The 21,062-nt window shown below is 65.3% G+C and carries 23 protein-coding genes; 7 read left to right on the top strand and 16 right to left on the bottom strand.

The features are described 5' to 3' along the window. Positions 1–26: 26 nt before the first annotated feature. On the bottom strand, positions 27–1,046 hold the full coding sequence (locus tag GEV38_RS17220; RefSeq protein ID WP_054572081.1) for an alpha/beta hydrolase: 1,020 nt from the start codon (positions 1,044–1,046) through the stop codon (positions 27–29). 145 nt (positions 1,047–1,191) lie between these two features. Between GEV38_RS17220 and GEV38_RS17215 the strand changes: the two genes are divergently transcribed. Then, entirely contained in the window at positions 1,192–2,076 is an 885-nt protein-coding gene (locus tag GEV38_RS17215; RefSeq protein ID WP_054572080.1) for a LysR family transcriptional regulator, read from the top strand. Positions 2,077–2,312: 236 nt separating this feature from the next. Here GEV38_RS17215 and GEV38_RS17210 read toward each other — a convergent pair whose 3' ends face one another. From GEV38_RS17210 to purU, 6 genes are read right to left on the bottom strand one after another with little or no spacing between them, the layout of a single operon-like run. Next, on the bottom strand, positions 2,313–2,918 hold the full coding sequence (locus tag GEV38_RS17210) for a sarcosine oxidase (RefSeq protein ID WP_054572079.1): 606 nt from the start codon (positions 2,916–2,918) through the stop codon (positions 2,313–2,315). A gap of 3 nt (positions 2,919–2,921) precedes the next feature. Continuing rightward, on the bottom strand, positions 2,922–5,825 hold the full coding sequence (locus tag GEV38_RS17205; protein ID WP_054572078.1) for a 2Fe-2S iron-sulfur cluster-binding protein: 2,904 nt from the start codon (positions 5,823–5,825) through the stop codon (positions 2,922–2,924). Continuing rightward, positions 5,822–6,127 (bottom strand): sarcosine oxidase subunit delta, encoded by a 306-nt coding sequence (locus tag GEV38_RS17200; protein WP_054572077.1) that lies wholly within the window; start codon positions 6,125–6,127, stop codon positions 5,822–5,824. The genes GEV38_RS17205 and GEV38_RS17200 overlap by 4 nt, the downstream gene beginning before the upstream one ends. A gap of 12 nt (positions 6,128–6,139) precedes the next feature. Further along, positions 6,140–7,381 (bottom strand): FAD-dependent oxidoreductase, encoded by a 1,242-nt coding sequence (locus GEV38_RS17195; protein ID WP_015270835.1) that lies wholly within the window; start codon positions 7,379–7,381, stop codon positions 6,140–6,142. Continuing rightward, positions 7,363–8,274, bottom strand: a complete 912-nt coding sequence (gene folD, locus GEV38_RS17190; protein WP_015270834.1) for a bifunctional methylenetetrahydrofolate dehydrogenase/methenyltetrahydrofolate cyclohydrolase FolD — start codon at positions 8,272–8,274, stop codon at positions 7,363–7,365. Before folD ends, GEV38_RS17195 begins: the two co-directional genes overlap by 19 nt. After that, the gene (gene purU, locus GEV38_RS17185) at positions 8,271–9,137 is read right to left on the bottom strand and encodes a formyltetrahydrofolate deformylase (protein ID WP_054572076.1); all 867 of its coding nucleotides are present in this window, start codon (positions 9,135–9,137) and stop codon (positions 8,271–8,273) included. The genes folD and purU overlap by 4 nt, the downstream gene beginning before the upstream one ends. Positions 9,138–9,376: 239 nt before the next feature. On the opposite strand from purU, the gene GEV38_RS17180 reads away from it, so the two are divergent. From GEV38_RS17180 to GEV38_RS17160, 5 genes are all read left to right on the top strand, one after another. Next, positions 9,377–9,778: a hypothetical protein gene (locus tag GEV38_RS17180; protein WP_015270832.1), complete on the top strand. Its 402-nt coding sequence runs from the start codon at positions 9,377–9,379 to the stop codon at positions 9,776–9,778. Positions 9,779–9,881: 103 nt separating this feature from the next. Then, positions 9,882–10,103 (top strand): MbtH family protein, encoded by a 222-nt coding sequence (locus GEV38_RS17175; protein WP_003256222.1) that lies wholly within the window; start codon positions 9,882–9,884, stop codon positions 10,101–10,103. Beyond that, positions 10,100–10,819 (top strand): thioesterase II family protein, encoded by a 720-nt coding sequence (locus tag GEV38_RS17170; RefSeq protein ID WP_015270831.1) that lies wholly within the window; start codon positions 10,100–10,102, stop codon positions 10,817–10,819. The genes GEV38_RS17175 and GEV38_RS17170 overlap by 4 nt, the downstream gene beginning before the upstream one ends. A gap of 57 nt (positions 10,820–10,876) precedes the next feature. Beyond that, on the top strand, positions 10,877–11,428 hold the full coding sequence (locus GEV38_RS17165; RefSeq protein WP_015270830.1) for a hydrolase: 552 nt from the start codon (positions 10,877–10,879) through the stop codon (positions 11,426–11,428). Positions 11,429–11,454: 26 nt separating this feature from the next. Continuing rightward, on the top strand, positions 11,455–12,507 hold the full coding sequence (locus GEV38_RS17160; RefSeq protein WP_054572075.1) for a DUF1615 domain-containing protein: 1,053 nt from the start codon (positions 11,455–11,457) through the stop codon (positions 12,505–12,507). A 178-nt stretch (positions 12,508–12,685) separates the two neighbouring features. On the opposite strand, the gene GEV38_RS17155 is transcribed toward GEV38_RS17160, so the two are convergent. The 9 genes from GEV38_RS17155 to GEV38_RS17115 all read right to left on the bottom strand — a co-directional run bounded on the left by GEV38_RS17155 (position 12,686) and on the right by GEV38_RS17115 (position 20,315). Next, positions 12,686–13,549: a metal ABC transporter solute-binding protein, Zn/Mn family gene (locus GEV38_RS17155; protein ID WP_015270828.1), complete on the bottom strand. Its 864-nt coding sequence runs from the start codon at positions 13,547–13,549 to the stop codon at positions 12,686–12,688. After that, positions 13,546–14,445, bottom strand: a complete 900-nt coding sequence (locus tag GEV38_RS17150; protein WP_015270827.1) for a metal ABC transporter permease — start codon at positions 14,443–14,445, stop codon at positions 13,546–13,548. The genes GEV38_RS17155 and GEV38_RS17150 overlap by 4 nt, the downstream gene beginning before the upstream one ends. Next, positions 14,445–15,191 carry a metal ABC transporter ATP-binding protein gene (locus GEV38_RS17145; protein WP_015270826.1) on the bottom strand — a complete coding sequence of 249 codons (747 nt, stop codon included), beginning with the start codon at positions 15,189–15,191 and terminating at the stop codon, positions 14,445–14,447. The genes GEV38_RS17150 and GEV38_RS17145 overlap by 1 nt, the downstream gene beginning before the upstream one ends. Beyond that, positions 15,188–16,090 (bottom strand): metal ABC transporter substrate-binding protein, encoded by a 903-nt coding sequence (locus tag GEV38_RS17140; RefSeq protein WP_015270825.1) that lies wholly within the window; start codon positions 16,088–16,090, stop codon positions 15,188–15,190. Before GEV38_RS17140 ends, GEV38_RS17145 begins: the two co-directional genes overlap by 4 nt. A 16-nt stretch (positions 16,091–16,106) precedes the next feature. Beyond that, positions 16,107–16,676, bottom strand: a complete 570-nt coding sequence (locus GEV38_RS17135; protein WP_015270824.1) for a DUF6162 family protein — start codon at positions 16,674–16,676, stop codon at positions 16,107–16,109. After that, the gene (locus GEV38_RS17130) at positions 16,673–16,993 is read right to left on the bottom strand and encodes a hypothetical protein (protein WP_013973133.1); all 321 of its coding nucleotides are present in this window, start codon (positions 16,991–16,993) and stop codon (positions 16,673–16,675) included. The genes GEV38_RS17135 and GEV38_RS17130 overlap by 4 nt, the downstream gene beginning before the upstream one ends. Next, positions 16,990–17,529 (bottom strand): hypothetical protein, encoded by a 540-nt coding sequence (locus GEV38_RS17125; RefSeq protein WP_054572074.1) that lies wholly within the window; start codon positions 17,527–17,529, stop codon positions 16,990–16,992. Before GEV38_RS17125 ends, GEV38_RS17130 begins: the two co-directional genes overlap by 4 nt. Then, on the bottom strand, positions 17,526–18,719 hold the full coding sequence (locus GEV38_RS17120) for a PepSY domain-containing protein (RefSeq protein WP_015270822.1): 1,194 nt from the start codon (positions 18,717–18,719) through the stop codon (positions 17,526–17,528). The genes GEV38_RS17125 and GEV38_RS17120 overlap by 4 nt, the downstream gene beginning before the upstream one ends. Positions 18,720–18,980: 261 nt before the next feature. Next, on the bottom strand, positions 18,981–20,315 hold the full coding sequence (locus GEV38_RS17115) for a lysine N(6)-hydroxylase/L-ornithine N(5)-oxygenase family protein (protein ID WP_054572073.1): 1,335 nt from the start codon (positions 20,313–20,315) through the stop codon (positions 18,981–18,983). Positions 20,316–20,517: 202 nt separating this feature from the next. Here GEV38_RS17115 and GEV38_RS17110 point away from each other — a divergent pair, with 202 nt between their 5' ends. Further along, complete coding sequence (locus GEV38_RS17110) at positions 20,518–20,952, top strand: hypothetical protein (protein WP_054572072.1); 435 nt, start codon at positions 20,518–20,520, stop codon at positions 20,950–20,952. Positions 20,953–21,062 lie beyond the last annotated feature (110 nt).

The following is a 21,062-nucleotide window of genomic DNA, read 5'->3' as shown; positions in this document are numbered from 1 at the left end:
AGGCCCTGCCGCATGCGTGGATAAGGTTACTGCAGGTGCACTTTCAGCTCGCCGGCGGCCTGGCGCATGGCCGCTTGCACGGCCGGCACCTGATGCAGCGGGTTGAGCAGCCCGTAGTCATGGATCATGCCGTTGTACCGCACCGAGGTCACAGTCACGCCAGCGGCATTCAGCTTGCGAGCATAAGCCTCACCTTCATCGCGCAGCACGTCGAACTCGGCCGTCTGCACCAGTGCCGGCGGCAGGCCCTTGAGCTGTTCACTGCTGGCCCGCAGCGGCGAGGCGTAGATCTGTTCCCGGGCCTTGGCGTCGGTGGTGTAGTTGTTCCAGAACCATTTCATCATCCCGGTGGTCAGGAAGTGCCCCTCGGCAAACTGCTTGTACGACGCAGTTTCGAAGCTGGCATCGGTCACCGGCCACAACAGCAGCTGGAAACGCAGGGCCGGGGTGCCGGCCTCTTTGGCTTTCAAGGCCACTACTGCCGCCATGTTGCCGCCGACGCTGTTGCCGGCCACGGCCAGGCGCTTGCCGTCCACGCCAATTTCCTTGCCGTGCTCGGCCACCCAGCGGGTGGCGGCGTAAGCCTGGTTGATCGCCGTCGGATAGTGCGCTTCCGGCGACGGGGTGTAGTCGACGTAGACCGCCACTGCGCCAGAGCCAACCACCAGGTCGCGGATCAGCCGCTGGTGGGTCGGGAAATCGCCGAGCACCCAGCCGCCACCGTGGAAGAACATGAACACCGGCAGGTCACCCTTCACGTTGGCCGGGCGCACCACTTGCAGTTTGATCGACTCGCCGTTGGCCTGGATGGCGCGTTCCTTCACCTCGATACCCGAGAGATCGACCTTGACCGAGGCCTGGGCACCGGTCAGCACCGCGCGGGCGTCTTTCGGGCTGAGCTGCTCCAGTGGCTTGCCGCCGCCTTGTTCCAGGGCTTCGAGGAAGGCCTGGGTGTGCTGTTCGATACCCGGGCTGCCAGCGGCGAAGGCGCTGGAAACGGACAGGGCCAGAAGGGAAGCGGTAAGGGTTTTGTGGACAATGTTCATGAGCGAATCCTTTTCTGTTGAATGTTGGTAGTGGGCGTCTTGCCTGGCCTTCAGGGCCATCGCTGCGACTTGTGCGTAGATTAGGGAGATGCGTTGATGGGAAAAAGCCGCTATAAAGCGTTTGACTGTCACCAAGAGCGAGACAATGAACCCTTACGAAGACATGCGGATCTTTGCCCAGGTCATGGAAGCTGGCAGTTTCACTGCGGCTGCCGACCGCCTGGGAATGTCCAAACAATCGGTCAGCCGGCGCCTGATGCAGCTTGAGGAGCGCCTGGGCGTGCGCCTGCTCAACCGCTCCACGCGGCGCCTGGATGCCACGCCGCTGGGCCAGCACTACTACCAGTCGGCGCTGCGCCTGCTCGGCGAAGTGCAGCAGGTGGAGCACGACATCAGCGGCCAGGCCCAGGCCTTGCGTGGCACCTTGCGTCTGAGTGCGCCGCTGTCGTTCGCCATGGCGCACCTGGGGTGCCTGCTGACCGAGTTCCTGCAGTTGCACCCGCAGGTGGATGTGGAGGTGGATTTGAGCGACCGCGCAGTGGACCTGATCGGCGAGGGCTATGACCTGGCGCTACGGATTGGTGCGCTGGAGGATTCCAGCCTGATTGCGCGGCGCATTGCCAGTGTCGAGCGGGTGTATTGTGCGAGCCCGGCGTACCTGAAGGCTCGGGGCGTGCCGGCCAGGCCGGAGCAACTGACTGGGCATGATTGCCTGCCGTATGGTCATTCGCGGCAGGTGCAGTGGCAGTTCCGCCAGGGCGGCAAGGTACAGGCGATCCAGGTAGTCGGGCGGATGCGGGCTAACAACGGCGAGCTGCTAAGGGATGCGGCGATTGCCGGGATGGGGGTGACTTATCTGCCAACCTTCATCGTGGGACAGACGCTGGCGGATGGGCGACTGGTGAAAGTGCTGGATGAGTGGCAGCCGCCAGCACTGCAGTTGTCGGCGGTGTACCCCCAGCACCGGCAGGTGGCGCGGCCGGTTCAGGGGTTTGTGAACTTCCTGCGTGAGCGCTTGGTGCAGCTCTGACCTTCGGTACCGAGTGCGCTTCTTCGCGGGCACGCCCGCTCCCACAGGTACTCCAGAGCCCCCAAGCCCAGTGATGACCCTGTGGGAGCGGGCGAGCCCGCGAACACCGGCGCAGCCGGTGCCAGCCACCGCGTTGGCTTCTTCGCGGGCCTGCCCGCTCTCACAGGTACTCCACAGCCCCAAGCCCAGTGATTACCCTGTGGGAGCGGGTTTACCCGCGAAGAGGCCGGTGCAGGTCAACGCATCAGTTCATCTACCCCGACCCACCCACCATCGAACTCATCCATGGCATCCAGCACCGCTTCACGGAAATACGCCAGCGATGCCCGATCAAACAGCAACTGCAGCGCCGGCCTCTCATCGCTCCCCACATTCAGCACGATCACGTTGATCCGCGCCGCCGAGGTCTGCGCCACCGCCCCAACGGGAAACGCCCGGGCGCGCAAGTCCACCCCGCACAACTTGGCCATCACCGCGCTGCAATGCACCCCCGACAGCTGCAGCCAGGCATGGCTATCCTGGCGCGGCAGCAGGTAGTTGCGCCGAGCATCCTGCACCCACCCACCCTCTTCGGCAGCCACCCGTGCACCGCCGTCGGCCAGGCTGCCCAGCAGCAGGTACTCGGTCTGCGACAAGCGCGCTACCCAGCCACCGTCTTCCTGGCGCACGGCCTGGTTGGGTAGCGACGGCAAGCGGTAGCCACGCACCTGCAGGCAAGCGGCACTGTCGCCCCCACGAAACCCGACCCGTGCCAGATCGGTCAGGTCAGTCAACGCGCAGGTATGCAGCAGTTCGGCCCGCGGGCCGGGTGAAATAAAAGCTTTGGCTTGCAAACTGGTCATGGCTCAGAGCTCCTGGCGCAGGTTGTCGGGATCGTGAAACGGCAGTGGCACCACCTTGGCATTGACCATCACACCGCCCTCCACGCGGATCGGGATGTGCATGCCAGGCGTGGCCTGATGGGCACCGGCGTAAGCCAGGCCGATGATCTGCCCCAGGGTTTGCGAGTATTCGCAGGATGTGACGTTGCCGCTGATGTCCGCCCCGTCCAGCACCAGATGCCCCTCCAGCGGCTGCGGGCTGCCCTTGGGCAGGGTGAAGCCGACCAGTTTGCGCTTGAGCGGCTGCGCTTCGAGGATCTCGATCGAGCGTTTGCCGACGAAGAATGGCTTCTTGCGGCCGATGGCCCACTGCATGTCGATCTCCGCCGGGTGGGTCATGCCGTCGGTGTCCTGGCTGATGATCACGTGGCCCTTTTCCAGGCGCAGCAGGCGTTGGGTCTCGACGCCGAACGGGCGAATGCCCAACCCCGCGCCGGCCTGCATCAAGGTATCCCACAGGCGCTCGGCGTGGCGCGCCGGCACGTGCACTTCGTAGCCCAGTTCACCCACAAAGCCCACCCGCAGGATGCGCGCGGCAATGCCGGCCACTGTGCCCTGGCGTACGCCGAGATAAGGGAAGGCCTCGGCCGACAGGTCCACATCGTCACACACCTTGGCCAGCACCTGGCGTGACAGCGGCCCGGCCAGGTTGACCGCGGCCAGGGCGGCGGTGACGTTGGTGACGTCCACATCCAGGCGCCATTGCGCATTCCACTTCAGCATCTGCTGGTAGATGCGGTCGACACCGCTGGTGGTGGCGGTGACGTAGAAGTGCTGCTCGCCCAGCCGGGCGCACACGCCGTCATCGATCACCACGCCATGCTCGTTGGTCATCAGCGCGTAGCGGGTGCGGCCGATGGCCAGCTTGGCGAAGCCGAAGGTGTAAAGGCGCTCCAGCAGTTCGGCGGCGTCGGGGCCGCGCACATCCAGGCCACCGAGGGTGGAAACGTCGATCAGGCCGACCTTCTCGCGCACATGGCGGGCTTCCTCCTGCATGCAGCGTTCGCGGTCCTCGGGCTTGCCATAATAGGCAGGGCGCTGCCAGATGCCGGCCGGCATCATCTTCGCCCCGGCTTCCAGGTGGCGGCGGTGCATTGGCGTTTGCCGGTACGGGTCGAAGGCGCGGCCGGCGACGTGGGCCAGTTTTTCCGCCTGGAACGGTGGACGGGCGGTGGTCACCCCGGTTTCGCTGATGCTGCGCCCGGTGGCGTGGGCCACCAGGCGGGCGGTCGGCAGCGCCGAGTGGCGGCCCTGGGACGGGCCCATGCCGACCGTGGAGAAGCGCTTGACCAGTTGCACATCGCGGTAGCCGCTGCGCGTGGCGTTGACGATGTCGCGCACTTGCAGGTCTTCGTCGAAGTCGACGAAATCCTTGCCCTTGGGGTGGGGGAAGATCGGCCAGGGGAAGTTGACCTTGGCTTCGGCACTGAACACGGGCTGCACCGGCGCTTCCAGGCCCAGCGCTGCCAGCGCATCGGCAGCCCCGCGAGTGGCGTCGGCCAGCACATTGCCCAGTGCGTGACGGCCGTTCACCGAGCCGGCGATGTCCAGCCCGGCCGGCAGGTTGCTGATGGCGAACTCGTCGCGGTTGACGTCGTAGGCCAGCTTGCCGCCAGCCTGGCACGGCAACTGGTACACCGGCATGTAGCCTGCCGACATGCACAGCAGGTCGCAGGCCAGGCGCAGGCCATGCGGGCCGACCTTGCCCTGGCCGGTGATCGGGCGAATATCCACGCCACTCACGTGGCGCATGCCCGCTTCGTGCAGGGCTTCGTACACGGTGCTGCCCAGGTGCACGGGTATATTGCGGCGCTTCAGTTCTGCGGCCAGTGCGGCATCGGCTGGCGCAGCGCGCATGTCGACCACCGCGGCCACGGCCACGCCTTGGTCCTGCAGGTCGAGGGCGGCCAGGTAGCCGTCATCGTGGCCGGTGAGGATTACCGCGCGCTGGCCGGGTTTTACCGCGTACAGCTTCATCAGCCGCTGCACGGCGCTGGTCAGCATGACCCCCGGCAGGTCGTTGTTGCGGAACACAACTGGCTGGTCGAACGAACCGGCCGCCACCAGGCAGCGGCTGGCGCGCACCTTGTACAGGCGCTTGTGCTGGATCACCGGCAGGTAGTTGTCGGTGAACCAGCCGTTGCAGGTGGCGTCCAGCAGCACCTGGATGTTCGGGTGGCCCTCGACGGCAGCCAGCAGTTCCTGGCGCAGGCTGGTAGCGCGGGTGCCTGCAATGTCGAAGCGGGCGTAGGTGAGCGAGCCGCCAAGTACCGGCTGTTGCTCGATCAGCAACACCTTGGCCCCGGCATTGGCCGCGTCCAGTGCCGCACGCAGGCCAGCCGGGCCAGCGCCGATGACGGCCAGATCGACGAACAGATAGGCCTTGTCGTAGTACTGCGGCCTGAAGCCTAGGTCGAGCACGCCCAGGCCGGCCTTCTTGCGGATCAGCGGCTCCCACACCTTCCACATGCCCTTGGGCTTGTAAAAGGAGCGGTAATAGAAGCCCACCGGCATGAAGCGCGAAAACTTGCCCAGGTAGGCGTCGCGATCATGCGTCAGGCTACCGTTGAAGTTCTGCCCTTCGACTACCTGGCCATCGCGGGCGGCTTCCAGGTCGGCCAGCACATTGGGCTCGTCCGGCAGCTGCACCAGGGTGTTGGCATCCTGCCCGGCCATGCTCAGCGGGCCGCGCGGGCGGTGGTACTTGAACGAGCGCGACAGCAGCCAGCGGCCACTGCCGAGCAGGGCGCTGGCGATGCTGTCACCGGCAAAGCCCTGGCAGGCCTGGCCGTCGAACTGGAAGTGCAGGGGCTGCTCGCGGTCGATCAGCAGGCCCATGGGCGCGGGGAGGCGAGTGTGGCTGTTCATCCGGCAATCTCCGGGGTGGCGGCGGGGGTGAAGTCGACGCGGCGGTCGAACAGTTCTTTCGGGTCGAAGGTGCGCAGCACCTGGTCGCTCACCGTGTGGCGTTCGGCCAGGAACCAGTAGCTGGAGGCGTTGTGCAGCCACCATTCGATCACCACGCCGGCAAGGTTGTCGCTGTTGAACACATAGTCGGCCCATTCCGCATCGCTGCAGCTGGCCGGGTCGGGCATATGCCTGAATTCGCCGCCGTAGGTGAACTCGCTGATATTGCGCGGGCCGTTCAAGGGGCAGGTCAGGATCTTCATCGTCGTCGCTCCTTAGTGGCTGGCCGCGGTGGCGCCCATTTCGTTGACTTGCTGGAAGCGGCTGAAGCGCTCCAGGGCAAAGGGTGCGATCAGTTCCGGCACCTTGCCGCCACTGGCGACCAGCTCGGCCATGGTCTTGCCGCAGATCGGCGTGGCCTTGAAACCCCAGGTGCCCCAGCCGGCGTCCAGGTAATAGTTGTGCACCGGCGACAGGCCCATGATCGGGCTGTAGTCCGGGGTCATGTCGGTGATCCCGGCCCACTGGCGCATCAGCTTGGCGTTGGCCATGAACGGGAACATCTCGATGGCGTGTGCCAGCAGGCTCTCCTTGAGGTCGAGGGTGGAGCGGGTGTTGTACAGCGGGTATGGGTCGGAGCCGCCGCCAAAGACGATCTCGCCGCGGCTGGTCTGCTGCACGTAGCAGTGCAGCGCCGAGGAGCTCACCAGTGGGTCGAGAAACGGCTTGAACGGCTGGGTGACCATGGCCTGCAGCGGGTAGGTGTGGATCGGCGCACGAATGCCGGCCTTGGCCATCAGCAGCGAACTGACCCCGGCCACGGCCTGCACCACGCAACCGCACTGCACGGTGCCACGGTTGGTCTTCACCGCCTCGATGCGCCCGTTGCGGATCAGCAAGTCCTGCACTTCGGTCAGCTGGTGGATCTCGACGCCGCGCTTGGCCGCCTGCCTGGCGTAGCCCCAGGCCACTGCGTCGTGGCGCGCGGTGGCGCCGTCGATGTGCCACAGGCCGGCCAGCACCGGCAGGTGGCCTGGGTTCAGGTTCAGGCTTGGCACCAGTTCGTGGATCTGCTGGCGGTCGATCATCTCCGTGCGGCCACCGAAATGCTTGTTGACCTCGGCGCGCTGGCGAAAGGCGCGCACGGTGGCGTCGGTGTGCGCGAGGGTGAGCTGACCGCGTTCGGAATACATGATGTTGAAGTCGAACTCGTTCGACAGGTTCTGGAACATGCGCACCGATTCTGCGTAGAAGCGCACACCCTCACTGGTGAGGTAGTTGGAGCGGATCACCGCTGTGTTGCGCGCAGTATTGCCGCCGCCCAGGTAGGCCTTCTCCAGCACGGCGACATTGGTGATGCCATGGTACTTGGCCAGGTAGTAGGCGATGGCCACGCCGTGGCCGCCGCCGCCGATGATCACCACGTCATAGCGTGGCTTGAGTTCGCACGGTGGTGGCAGGTCGACCTCCACCGGGTAATCGGCGCTCAGGCCGTATTTCAGCAGGGCGAAAGGCATGCGGTGCGCTCCTGGTGGGCGGCCTGTTGTTGCAGGTCGAGGGCGAGCAGGGTGTTTTTCATCAGGTAGGCGATGGTCATCGGGCCGACGCCGCCGGGCACCGGGGTGATGCCGGCCACCTGGGGCAGGGCGGCGGCGAAGTCGACATCGCCGACCAGGCGGCTGTGGCCGCCTTCGTCGATGCGGTTGATACCGACATCGATCACCACCGCGCCGGGCTTTAGCCAGTCGGCACCGATCAGCCGCGGCTTGCCCACTGCGGCCACCAGGATGTCGGCCTGGCGGCACAAGGCCGGCAGGTCGCGGCTGCGCGAGTGCACCACGGTCACCGTGCAGTCGGCCTGCAGCAGCAGGGCGGCCATGGGCTTGCCGACGATGTTCGAGCGGCCGACCACCACCGCATGCTTGCCACGCAGTTCGCCACAGGCATCGCGCAGCAGGCGCATGCAGCCGCTGGGCGTGCACGGGGTGAGCACATCGCGGCCCTGGGCCAGGCCGCCGACGTTCTCGCTGTGGAAGCCGTCCACATCCTTCAGTGGGCTGATCGCCTGGAGAATGCGGTGTTCGTCGATATGGGCCGGCAACGGCAGTTGCACGAGAATGCCGTTGACCTCGGTGTCGCGGTTGAGGCGGTCGATCAGGGTCAGCAGCTCGGCCTGGCTGGTGTCTGCGGGCAGGCGATGCTCCAGCGAGCGGATGCCCACCTCTTCGGCACGCAGCACCTTGTTGCGCACGTACACCTGGCTGGCAGCGTCGGCACCGACCAGCACCACCGCCAGGCCCGGTTGCACGCCGCCCTGGCGCAGCTCCTGCACCTGCTCGCGTACCTCGGCCAGCACCCGCGTCGCGGTAGCCTTGCCGTCGATCAGCTTGATACTGGGAATGGCGTTCATTTGAAGATCACCGTGCGGTCGTGGTTCAGGAACACCCGATGCTCCAGGTGGTATTTCACGGCGCGGGACAGGGCGATGGTCTCGGTGTCGCGGCCGATGGCCACCAGGTCATCCGGTGTGTAGGCATGGTCCACGCGCTGCACTTCCTGCTCGATGATCGGGCCTTCGTCCAGGTCGCTGGTGACGTAGTGGGCGGTGGCACCGATCAGCTTCACCCCGCGCTGGTAGGCCTGGTGATAAGGCTTGGCGCCTTTGAAACCGGGCAGGAACGAATGGTGGATGTTGATCGCCCGGCCTGACAGCTGGCGGCACAGGTCGTCGGAGAGGATCTGCATGTAGCGCGCCAGCACCACCAGTTCGGTGCCGGTGTCCTCGACGATGCGCAGCAGCGCGGCTTCCTGTTCGGCCTTGGTGTCCTTGCTGACCGGCAGGTAGACGAAACGGATGCCCTGGCGCTCGGCCATCGGGCGCAGGTCCAGGTGGTTGGAGACCACGGCGGTGATCTGCATGTCCAGCTCGCCCTTGGCATGGCGGTACAGCAGGTCGGACAGGCAGTGGTCGAACTTGCTCACCATCAGCAGCACGCGCATCGGCCGGGCACTGCTGTGCAGGCTCCACTGCATGTCGAAGCGCTGGGCGACATCGGCGAAGCCGGCTTCCAGCTGCGGTGTGTCACCCGTGACACCGGTGTTGTAGCGGAACACCGCGCGCATGAAAAAGCGCCCGTTGTCCTCGTCGTCGAACTGCGCCATCTCGCTGATGTAGCAACCGTGCTCGGCCAGGTAGGTGGTCACCGCGGCGACGATGCCGGACACGGCCGGGCAACTGACGCGCAGGATGAAGTGATCGGGAGCGGGATGCATGTCGGATAGGCCTCGTGATGGAGTGGGGCAGGTCGGGCACAAGGGCAAAGAGACTTCGCGTGGAGGCGAAGAAATATTTCTTGGTAGGAATATAAATTTCCTTTAGGCGATTTATAGGCGAAGAGGCGGGTGACGGTCTAGAGTTTTGTGAATTTTTTTTGCCTGGCAGGAAAGTTTTAGCCGGAACCTGTAGGAGCGGGTTCACCCGCGAATAGGCCGGTACAGGCTATGATTGCTCCATGAGCACTACACCGCCTCTGCGCCAACCTTGCCCCCCTGGCGCCTGCGACTGCGGCCGCGAACACCTGGTCGATCACCCGCAGGCCGCTCAGCGCATCCTCCTGCTGACCCGCCAGGAAGAGAAACGCCTGCTCGACCGCCTGGAAAACCTCAAGGACCTGGAAGACCTGCAACGCCTGCAGCAGCGGATGTATGAAAACCTCGGCATTCGCGTGCACATTGCCCCCGGTTTCAACGAAGTGCGAACCATGCGCGGCATCGTCATCGAACTGGACGACCAGCCCGGCCTATGCCGCAAGACCCGGCAGTCGATCCCGGCGGCGATCCGCCGTGGGCTGGAGCGCAACCCGCAGGTGGCCTTCCGCTTGCTCGATACCCACGACCTGTTGCGGGATACCTGAAGACCGCGTCAGCCCCACTAATTTTTTCGCCGCACGCCACGTCTACTTGAAAGCCCCCCTGCGCCAGGCGCGCAGCGGCACCCATCACTCAAGGAGACAGGCAATGACTTCCGTTTTCGACCGCGACGATATCCAGTTCCAGGTAGTGGTCAACCACGAAGAGCAATACTCGATCTGGCCCGACTACAAAGCCATCCCCAACGGCTGGCGTGCCGTAGGCAAGAGCGGCCTGAAAAAGGACTGCCTGGCCTACATCGATGAAGTCTGGACCGACATGCGCCCGCTGAGCCTGCGCCAGAAAATGGCCGAAGCCGCCGCCCAGTGACTGCATTGAACCTGCTGTGCCTGCCGTATTCCGGGGCCAGCGCCATGGTCTACAGCCGCTGGCGGCGCAAGCTGCCGACGTGGCTGCAGGTGCGCCCGGTGGAACTGCCCGGGCGTGGTGCGCGCATTGCCGAGCCACTGCACACCGACATGCAGGCCCTGGCCCGGCAACTGGCTGCCGAACAGCGCCTGGCGGCCAGCACCCCCTACGCGCTGCTCGGCCATAGCCTTGGCGCCTTGCTGGCCTTCGAGCTGGCCCATGAGCTGCAAGCGCTGGGCTGCCCGGCGCCACTGGCCCTGTTTGCCTGCGGTACCGCAGCGCCGACCCGCCGCGAGGACTACGATGGCAAGAACTGGCGCGAGCCCAAGAGCGACGCCGAGTTGATCGGCGAGTTGCGCGAGCTTCAGGGCACGCCCGAGGAAGTGCTGGCCAACGCCGAGCTGATGAGCCTGACCTTGCCCACCCTGCGCGCCGACTTCCTGCTGTGTGGTACCTACGCCTACCGCCAGCGGCCGGCGTTGCAGTGCCCACTGTACGTGTTGGGCGGCATGCAGGACCGCGCCAGTGACGAGCAATTGCAGGCCTGGCGCAAGGAAACCCTCGGGGCGTTCTCGCTGCAGATGTTCCCAGGCGGCCACTTCTTCATCCATGAGCATGAAGACCGAGTGCTCGCTGCACTCACCGCGTCGCTGCAACCGCTTCGGCTGTCCGCCTGATTGACGTCACCGCTTGCCTGGGGGAGGCTAGGCCTTTTCCCAGGCAAGAGGCAGACAATGCTGATCGATCCCCACAAGGCCACGCTGCTGGTCGTCGACATCCAGGAAAAACTCATCGGCGCGATGAGCGACCCTGAAGGCACCCGCGCGCGGGCCCGATGGCTGCTGGCAGCGACGAACGAGCTGGAACTGCCGACGGTGATTTCCGAGCAGTACCCCAAGGGCCTGGGCCATACCTTGGCCGAACTGCTGGCCGCAGCGCCGGCCGCCGAGGTGGTGGAGAAAAGCCATTTTTCCTGTGTGGCCGCCGAGTGCCTGCCAGCAAGTCTGATGGCGCGCGAGCAAGTGATTGTCTGTGGCATGGAAACCCACGTCTGTGTGTTGCAGACCGTGCTTGGCCTGCTGGCACTGGGCAAGCAGGTGTTCGTGGTCGAGGATGCCTGTGATAGCCGTACGCCGGCGAGCAAGGCCGCAGGGCTGGCGCGCATGCGGGCCGCGGGGGCGCAGGTGGTGACCCGCGAAATGGTTCTGTTCGAGCTCATGGGCAGTGCCAGCCACCCGCTGTTCCGGCACATCAGCAAGACCTACCTGGTCGGTGAACAGCCCTGAACGGCCGGTTACTGGCTGCCGGGTTGATGGCCCTGGCGCTGCTGCAAGGCTGCGCCGGGCGTCGTGAGGACGCGCCCGAAACGGACCCGGCCAAGGTCCGCGCCCAACTGCTGCGGCTGTTACCCGCCCAGGCCAAGGACCGCGATGGCTGGGCCCGGGACATTCAGGTGGCGTTCGAGGCCCAGCGAATTGCCCCCAGCAAGAGCAACCTGTGCGCGGTGCTGGCGGTGACCGAGCAGGAATCGACCTTCAATGCCGACCCGCAAGTGCCCAACCTGGGGCGTATCGCCCGAGAGGAAATCGACCGCCGCGCTGCGCGCCTGCACATCCCCAAGCTGCTGGTCGACGGTGCACTGAAGGCGCCGTCGGGTAATGGCAAGAGCTACCAGCAACGTTTGCAGGCGGTGCGCAGCGAGAAGCAGCTGAGCGAACTGTACGACGAAGTCATCGCTCGCGTACCGCTGGGCAAGACCTTGCTGGGCGGGCTGAACCCGGTGCATACCGGAGGGCCGATGCAGGTCAGCATCGACTTTGCCGAAAAGCATGCGCGGGATTACCCCTACAGCCACGACGGCAGCATTCGCCAGGAAGTGTTCACCCGGCGCGGCGGCATGTATTTCGGTATCGCCCACTTGCTGGGCTATTCGGCCAACTACGATCGCCAGCTGTACCGCTTTGCCGATTTCAACGCGGGCTGGTACGCAAGCCGCAATGCGGCATTTCAGGCGGCACTGAGCAAGGTGACGGGGGTAACGCTGGCGCTGGATGGCGACCTGGTGGCGCCGGGCTCGATCATGCCCGGGACCACTGAAAAGGCGGCACGCAAACTGGGAGGAAAGCTGGGCCTGCGCAACCCGCAGATTCGCAGCCAGCTGGAGCAGGGCGATAGTCTGGCCTTCGAGGACAGCAAGCTGTACAGCGGGGTGTTCGCCCTTGCTGATGCTGCGGCCGGCAAGCCGGTGCCACGGGCGGTGCTGCCGGGGATCCAGCTGAAAAGCCCGAAGATCACCCGCAAGCTGACCACGGCGTGGTTTGCCGGGCGGGTGGATGAGCGTTATCAGCGGTGCATGAAGCGTTAATGGTGGCCTGGCTGGCGAGCGCGGTCCTGTAGGAGCGGCCTTGTGTCGCGATGGGCTGCGCAGCAGCCCCAAGATTGTGCAGCACCGCTGAACCCTTGGGGCTGCTGCGCAGCCCATCGCGACACAAGGCCGCTCCTACACAGGGACCGTGCAGGCCTGTGGGACTGCGAGGAGAACATCAGCTTTCGCCCAATGCCCCAACCACACGGTCGACGCTGGCTTTCAGCCCCGCAAACGCATCCTCAGGGTCACTTTCCACCACCACCAGCTTCGCCCCGGACGCCTTGATCACCTCGGCCACAGCCGCTTCCGGCTGCCGATGGTCCAGCACCAGCGCCACATCCTGCGCTTTCAGGTTGTCCCCTAGCGCCTTCAGCGCAGTCGCATCCCACTCGGCTGGCAGCGGCTGCTCGACCACGTCCAGGTTCAACCCGCTGGCCAGATAACCCAGCCGTTCCGACAGGCTCACCACCGTCAGGTTGTCGACCTTGGCCAAGCGTGTCTGGCTGCTGGCCGAAAGCTCCAGCAACTGGCGTTTGAGCCCGGCCAGGTTGCCCTGGATCTGCGCCTTGTCGCCCGGCGCCAACCGCTCCAGGTCATTGGCTACCACGTCGGCCATGCGCCCGAAGTTGGTCGGGTTGAGCCAGGGGTAGGCGCCATAGGCCTCGTCGCCGCTCACCGCTATGCCCGGCAGCGCGCCATCCACTGGCCGTGCGGCGTCGATTTCGACGATCCGGATATTGCTACGCCGGGCCATCGGGTACAGCGGGTCGTCACGCCAGATCGAGCGCACGCCGATCACCGCGTCGGCCTGCTGCGCGGCCTTGTGCAGGCTGGCGCCACCGCGACCGCTGAAATAGGAAGGCTGGCGGCTGGCAGGCAGGTTGGCGGGTGCTGCACGCTTGAGCTGCACCTTGGTGCCCTCGAGCAAGGCGCTGGCCAGGCTGTGGGTGACGGGCAGGGTGGTCAGCACTTGGGTGGCGAAAGACAGCGACGGCAGGCCGGCCAGTGCCAGGGCCAAGGTCAGGCGTTTCAGGTTCATGCCGGGTTTCCTTGCAGGCGGGGGACGAGGGCGCGGGCCAGCGCCGCCAGGGCGAAGCAGATGCCGGCGACCAGGATGATCGCGGCGCCGGACGGCACCGGCAGGTCGAAAACGATCGGCAGCAGGATGCCCAGCAGCGTGCTCAGCGTGGCGATCAGCACCGACAGGAAGAAAAAGCCCTTCAGCGACTGGCTGACCAGGCGTGCGGCGGCAGCGGGGATCACCAGCAACGCCCCGACCAGGATCGCCCCGATCACCTTCACCGAGGCCACGGTGACCAGGGTCACCAGCACCACGAACAGGTAGTCCAGGGTTTTCACCGCCACCCCGCGCACGGCTGCCAGCTGTGGGTTGAAACTGGCCAGCATGATGCGGTTGTACAGCGGCACTGCCAATGCCAGCACCAGCACCGCGACGATGCCCAGCACCACCAGGTCCTGGCTGCTGACGGTCAGCACCGAGCCGAACAGCACGTTCTCGAGGATGTGCACGTTGATCTTGCCTGCCAGCATCAGCAGCAGGCTGGCACCCAGCGCCAGCGACACCGACAGGAACACGCCGATCAGCGTGTCCGGCGACAGCCCGGTGCGGTTGCGCAGGAAGTTGAGCAAGATGCCGAACAGCAGGCAGTAGCCGAACAGGCTGCCGAAGGGGCCGGTGTAGGGCTCGCCCAGCAGGATGCCGATGGCCACGCCGGTCAGCGCGGCATGGCCGACCGCCTCGGAGAAGAAGGCAAAGCGCTTGACCACCACCAGGGTGCCCAGGCCGCCCAGCACCGGGCCGATCATCAAACCGGCCAGCAAAGCGTTGACCACGAAGCCGTAGGCCAGCGCCTCGGGCAGGTAGCCGGCAGTGGCCCAGTCCTGGACCGTTTGCCGAAAGATTTCAAAACTCATCAGGCAAGGCTCTCGCTACGCGGGTGAACGGAGAACAGGCCGAGCAGGCGCTCTGGGGTAAGGGCCTGGGCGGGCGGGGCGTCGAACAGTACCTGGCGGCTCAGGCCGGTAACCCGGTCGGCCAGGCGCAGCACGGCTTCCAGGTCGTGTTCGATCCACAGCACGGTGGTGCCGGCCTGGCGCCAGCCCTGCAGCAGTTGTTCGAACACCTGGATGCCGGCTTCATCCAGGGCCGACATCGGCTCGTCCAGCACCAGCAGTTGCGGCTCGGGAATCAGGCCCTGGGCCAGTAGCACGCGTTGGCGTTCGCCACCGGAAAGCGCGCCCATGCGCCGTTTGCGCTTGTCGAGCATGCCGACCCGCGCCAAGGCTGCGTCGATGGCCGGCTGCACACGGCGCGACAGGCCGAGGAAGGCGGGGCGGCGCTGGCACATGGCAGCCATGAAATCGTCCACGGTCATCGGCAGGCCACGGTCGAACTCCAGCGCCTGCGGCACATAGCCGATCACTTCGCGTTCGCCGGGCCAGTGCAGGGTCAGCTGGCCCTGGTGCGGCATCTGCCCGAGCAGGGTCTTGATCAGCGAACTCTTGCCGCCGCCGTTGGGGCCGACGATGGCATGCACGCTGCCGGCGGCGACGTTGAAGCTGACCTGTTCGAGGATGCGGGTGCGGCCCAGGGTCAGGTCGATGCCGGCAAACTCGATGCGCGGCCCGCAGGCTGTCACCAGGTTGGCGGCGGCGGTCATGCGCGGTTCTCCTGGATGGCGCGGACCACGGTGTCGAGGTTGCGCTTCATCTCCACTTCGTACTTGTCCTTGGTGTATTCGCCATAGGAAATGTGCGTCAGCGGGTACAGGCGGACGCCGGATTCACGCTGGATGGTTTCGACATAGGCCGACGGGAAGTCCATTTCCGAGAAGATCACCCGCACGTCCAGCGCCTTGAGCTGGTCGATGGTCTTCTTCAGCTGGGCCGGGCTGGGTTCGATGCCATGGGCTGGCTCGACCACCGCAGTCACCTCCAGGCCGAAGTCACGTACCAGGTAGTCGTAGGCGGCATGGATAGTGGCGACCCGGAAGGTGGCGCTGGGCGCCTCGGTGACCTTGGCCAGTGCTTCGGCGCGCAGTGCGCGCAGGCGCTTGGCATAGGCGCGGGCGTTTTGCGTGTACAGCTTGGCGTTGTCCGGGTCGAGCTTGCCCAGTTCGCGGGCGATGTTGTTGACCTGGGCGATGGTGGTGCTGATCGACAGGAAGGTGTGCGGGTTGACCACCTTGCCGGCGCCGCGGGCGGCAATGCCGGTGGCCGCCAGCAAGGGTACGTTCTGGTTGGCCTCGATGGTGTTTATGTCGGGCTTCTCGCTGGCGGCGATCATGCGGTCGGCGAAATCGTCATGGCCGACGCCGTTCAGTACCACCACGTCCAGGGTACCGATGCGCTTGATGTCCTCGGCCCGTGGCTCGTAGGCATGGGGGTTGAACCCTGCCGGAATCAGCGGCACCACTTCGGCCTTGTCGCCGACGATGTTGCTCACATAGCTGTAGTAGGGGTGCAGGGTAATGCCGATACGCAGGGGCTTGCCGTTATCGGCCAGGGCCTGTGCCGGCAGGGCAATGGCCAGGAGCAGGGCGAGGGCGGAGCGGAGCATGGGGAAGTCCTTGGGTTCAATGACGGTGTTCGCGGGTGACCCCGGCGTCGTAATGGCTGACCACCTGCTGCCAGCCGGCGGCGATCAGGGCGGCCTGGCCAAGGTCGTCCGGGGTCACGGCGGCGCTGTCGCGGCGCAGCCAGACATCGGCCTGGCCGGTGCTGTCGGCCGGCAGGATCAGCAGCAGGCTGCCGGCCACTTCCGGGGCCTGGCTGCGGCCAAGGTAGGCCCCGGTCTCCAGCCACGACCATTGGTGGCTGCCGCGGCTCTGGCTGCCGGCATCGACCACGAACGGTGGCAGGCCTTCCTCGGCAAGTGCCTGTACGCTGGGCGCAGCGGTGTTCTCTTCACGCAGCAGCTGGATTTCGTCGAAGGCCACCCGCAAGTCGGTGTACAGGCCTTGCTCGGCGGCGGTCAGGTCGCGACGGGCGTCTATCTGGTGGCTGGCGATGGCCTGTTCATCCTCGCGTTCGCCGCGCAGCAGCACCACACCGATGGCGAGTACCACGATCAGCAGGCTGACCAGCAGCACGTACAGGGTTTCGTGCCCGGCGCCGGCCGGGCGAATCACTTGGGCGCGGCTCATGGCTGGGCTATATCGGCGTAGTCGACTTCCACCACGTGCCCGGGGCCGGCATCGAACAGCACGTAGAACTCGCCGTCCGGGCGCTTGAAGGTCAGGGTCGAGTCATCACCGAGCTTGCCGCCGACCAGCACCTGTTCGTCGTAGCCGATCACATCCAGGGTAACTCCGGGGGCGCCGCTGCCGTCCGAGAAGCCGCCGGTGCACTTGACCTGGCCGCCGGCCAGCTCTTCACACTCGCACATCGGGTTGTGCGCCAGGGCCGGGCAGGCGGCCAGCACCAGCAAGGGCAGGGCGAGGGTGCGTATCAGGTGTTTCATTTCTTGCCTCCTTGTTTCTCGAGCCAGGCCACGGTGGCTGGCGATGCCTTGGCCAGAGGGACGGACGCCTGGTGCATGCTGCCGTCCCAGCCTTCCAGGGTGATCCAGATCTGCGCGTCGGGCTTGGTGCGTGGCGGGATCGGCAACGAGGTGCCCATCTTGTACGGCGCGCCGAAGAAAATCGTGCCGGCGGCGCGCAGGCTGCGCGGTTTGCCGATGCGCAGGTAGGCCGCCTTGACGCCGTTGACGCAGGCCTTGCACAGCGATGCATTGAAGACCTTGAAGTGGCCGGCCGGGCCATCGGCGCGGGGAGCCTCGTCACGCATCTCGGCCAGGTCCAGGGTATAGGGGCCGACCTGGATGTCGTGGATCACATTGGCGCCGAGCCCTGCTTCGCCGCGAAACAGCTTGGCCTCGGCGAAGTACTTGGGCATGAAGCCCAGCGGGATGAGGATCAGCAGGATGTTCAAGTGAAAACGCCACTTCAGCCACAGTTGCTTCAGCGGGCTGACGGTCACGGCTTGGGCCTGGTTCATGGGCGGATCTCCACTGTGGGTTCATGGCGCGCCATGCGCGGTGCGCGCTCGCTGCGCTTGAGGGCGGCGGCGGTGGCCTGGGCGGTGCGTTTGGTCCAGATCAGCAAACCGCTGAACACCATCAGGGTGAGGACCAGGCCGAAGAAGAACCACACCAGCTTGATCGGCAAGCCGCCGAAATCGCCGGTGTGCAGCGGGCGCATGGATTCGGTGACGAACTCCAGGGCGGAGCGGTCGCTGATCAGGAACTGACTGTCGACATTGCGCGTGTACGGGTTGACCGAGGCGCTTTGGAACATCAGCGGGTACCAGCCTGGTCCGGCCAGGGTGATGTGGCTGTAGGCGGTAGCCGGCAGCGAGATGAAGCTGATCTCCAGCCCCGGGACCGCCAGGCCGGCGATGCGTGCCGCTTCATCCAGGTCGATGCGCGCTGCCGGGCTGCCATTCGGGGTTTGCGGCACGTCCTCACGGGCGATCACCGGCACGATGGGCCGGCTGGAAATGGTGATGTGGTTGTCGGCCAGGATTGCCTGGATCAGGAACCAGGTGCCGGTGATGGAAATGACCGCAATGAACCAGATCGACCAGACCCCGGCCAGGCGGTGCAGGTCGCCCCAGAAAATTCGCGAACCATGGCCGGTGCGCACTGGCTTGAAGAAGCCCCTCCAGAACTTCTTGTACACCACCAGGCCGGTTACCAGCGAAGCCAGCATGGGCAGCCCGAGCAACGACACCAGGTACCAGCCCCAGCTGAAACCGCTGGTGAACGGCACCAGCCACCAGCCGTGCAAGGCGCGGGTGAAGGCTTCGAAGTTGAAGTCCGGGGTCTTGCCCTGGATGGCCCCGGTGTAGGGGTTTACATACAGCGTCGGGCTGGTGCCGTCAGGCAGGGTGACATTGGCCTTGACCGCGAAGTGCGAACCGTCGGGCTGGATCAGCCGCTCCACCACCATGTCCGGCTCGGCCTTGTGCAGGGCGTCCAGTACCTGCTGGAAGCTCAGGCGCTCGGCGTCGGCGTCGGGCTTGTTGGCGCGCACGGCGGGGTCGGCCAGCCAGACGATTTCCTGGCTGACCACCGCGAGCATGCCGGTGAAGCAGACGATCAGGACAAAGAACCAGATCGGCAAGGCGAGCCAGCTGTGGACCAGGAACCACAGCCTGGATTTGGATTTTTTCGGTGATTTGGCCATCTGACGGTCTTCTGCAATGGGGAGTCGAGCGTGTGCCCAGCCAAAGAGGGGCTGTATTGATAAGGACGAATGAGAATCGAAAACCTGCCGTTTTAAATGCAAGCAAATGTTTCGGGCAAAGAAACCTGAAAGCTGGCGCGACCCTATAGGAGCAGCCTTGTGCTGCGAAGAGGCCGGTACTGACAACAGAGATGCACTGTCAGTACCGGCCTCTTCGCAGCACAAGGCTGCTCCTACAGATGCTGTTAAATGCCTAGAGGATCAGGCGCGGGTCAGAGCCACTGCCGGTTGCGGCTTGCCGTACAGCTGCGCCAGGTCCTGGTACAGCGCGCGGCCAATTTCCGCAGCGCGCGCCGGCAGCACCGAGAGCAGGGTGTCACTCAGGCCGTGGCTGTTTTCGCAGAAGCCCTGCAGGTACACCGAGGCCTGCAGGTCGGGGCTGGTCAGCACGCGGTAGTTGCGGTCGACGTTGAAATCGTCCAGGTAGCCGGCCAGGGGCGCCAGCAGGTCACGGTGCGAGCGGCGCTCGTAACCGGTGGCGAGTATCACCGCATCGTAGCGGTGGGTCTGCTGCTGGCCGGTGGCGAGGTCGCGCAGTGTCAGCTCCAGGCCTTCGCGAGTGGCCACCACGGCTTCGACCTGGCGCCGGCACAGCACGTTGTGGCGGTACTGGTGGGCGACCTTCTGCCGGTAGAGGATGCCGTAGATGCGTTCGATCAGGTTGAGGTCGACCACCGAATAGTTGGTGTTGTGGTATTCGCCCAGCAGCTTGCTGCGCTGGTCGGCCGGTTCGTTGTAGACCAGGTCGGTGTAGTCCGGCGAGAAGATCTCGTTGACGAACGGGCTGTCATCGGCGGGTTTGAGCGCCGAACCGCGCAGGATCATGTCGACCTTGACCGACGGATAGCTGTCGTTGAGGTCGATGAACGCCTCGGCGGCGCTCTGGCCCGAGCCGATCACGGCAATGCGCATCGGCTTGTCGGCGGTGCATGGCAGCTTGTTCAGGCTGCTCAGGTACTGGGAGTGGTGGAATACCCGCGGGTCGTCCTTGAAGGCACCGAACTTTTCCGGGATTTTTGGCGTACCGCCGCTGCCGACCACTACCGAACGGGTGCGGCGGCTATATTCGCGGCCTTGGGCGTCGCGCGAGACCAGGCGCAGGTGCTCGACTCGGCCCGCCTGCACGTCCGGCTCGATGCGCAGCACTTCCTCGCCATATACCGCCTGGGTGGCGAAGTGCTCGGCGGCCCAGCGCAGGTAGTCGTTGTACTCGAGGCGGCAGGGGTAGAAGGTGCCGAGGTTGATGAAGTCGGCCAGGCGCTGCTTCTGGTGCAGGTAGTTGACGAAGCTGTAGGGGCTGGTGGGGTTGCGCAGCGACACCAGGTCCTTGAGGAACGAGATCTGCAGCTCGCTCTGGGTGGCCAGGGTTTCGCCATGCCAGCGATAGTCCTGCTGCTTGTCGATGAACAGCGCGTCGAGGGCATGGCCGTGGGACTCGGCGAGTTCTTCCAGGGCGATGGCCAGGGCCAGGTTGGAAGGGCCGAAGCCCACGCCGATCAGGTCCTTGATGGTTTCCGGTTTTGCAGACTGGCTCATGGCTGCGGTTCCATAATGGTCGAATGTTGACGCTCGCCGGGAGAGACCGGCGCCTGCGTTTGTACATTGGGTGGAACGAGCCAAACGATGGGGAATTTACTGGCGGCCGATCGGCCACTTGCAGCAGGGGGCTAAAGGCCTGCGCCTGTCGGCCGATAGGCAGAACAACCCAAGGACCCATTTGCAACGCAGGGAGAAAGACATGACAGGTATTGCAGCAGTCAGCATCAGCACCACGGCCCAGGCGGTGAGCACAACCCAGGTCGCCGACAGCCAGGATGCGCAAAAGACTGAAGAGAGTGGGGCCGGCACTCAGGCCGACACGTCGAAATTGAACGGTGGCGGCCAGGCTCAAGGCGCCCAGGGCAGCAGTGAAAGTTCGGAGCCTGCGCACATCAGGCAATTGCGCGAGATGATCAAGAAGCTGCAGAAGCAATTGGCCGAGGAACAGAAGCAACTGGCCCAGTTGATGGCGCAGAAGATGGACGAAACCACCAAGCTGGCAGTTGTGTCCGCCAAGCAGGCGAGCATCGCCACCATCAATGGTGAAATCCTGCAGGCCACCGCGCAGTTGCTCGAAGCGCTACAGAAAACGGGTGGCAGCAGCGCGGGCGGGATGGTCAGCACCACGGCCTGACAGCGGATACGGTCCCCTGTAGGAGCGGCCTTGTGTCGCGATGGGCTGCGAAGCGGCCCCGGGATGTTGGCATCAATGCACAAATCGTCGGGGCTGCGTTGCAGCCCATC

This window comes from Pseudomonas sp. 13159349, assembly GCF_013305685.1.
Classification (GTDB): domain Bacteria; phylum Pseudomonadota; class Gammaproteobacteria; order Pseudomonadales; family Pseudomonadaceae; genus Aquipseudomonas; species Aquipseudomonas asiatica.
Note: the sequence above shows the minus strand (reverse complement) of the source record. Positions and strands in the feature narration are given on the sequence as shown.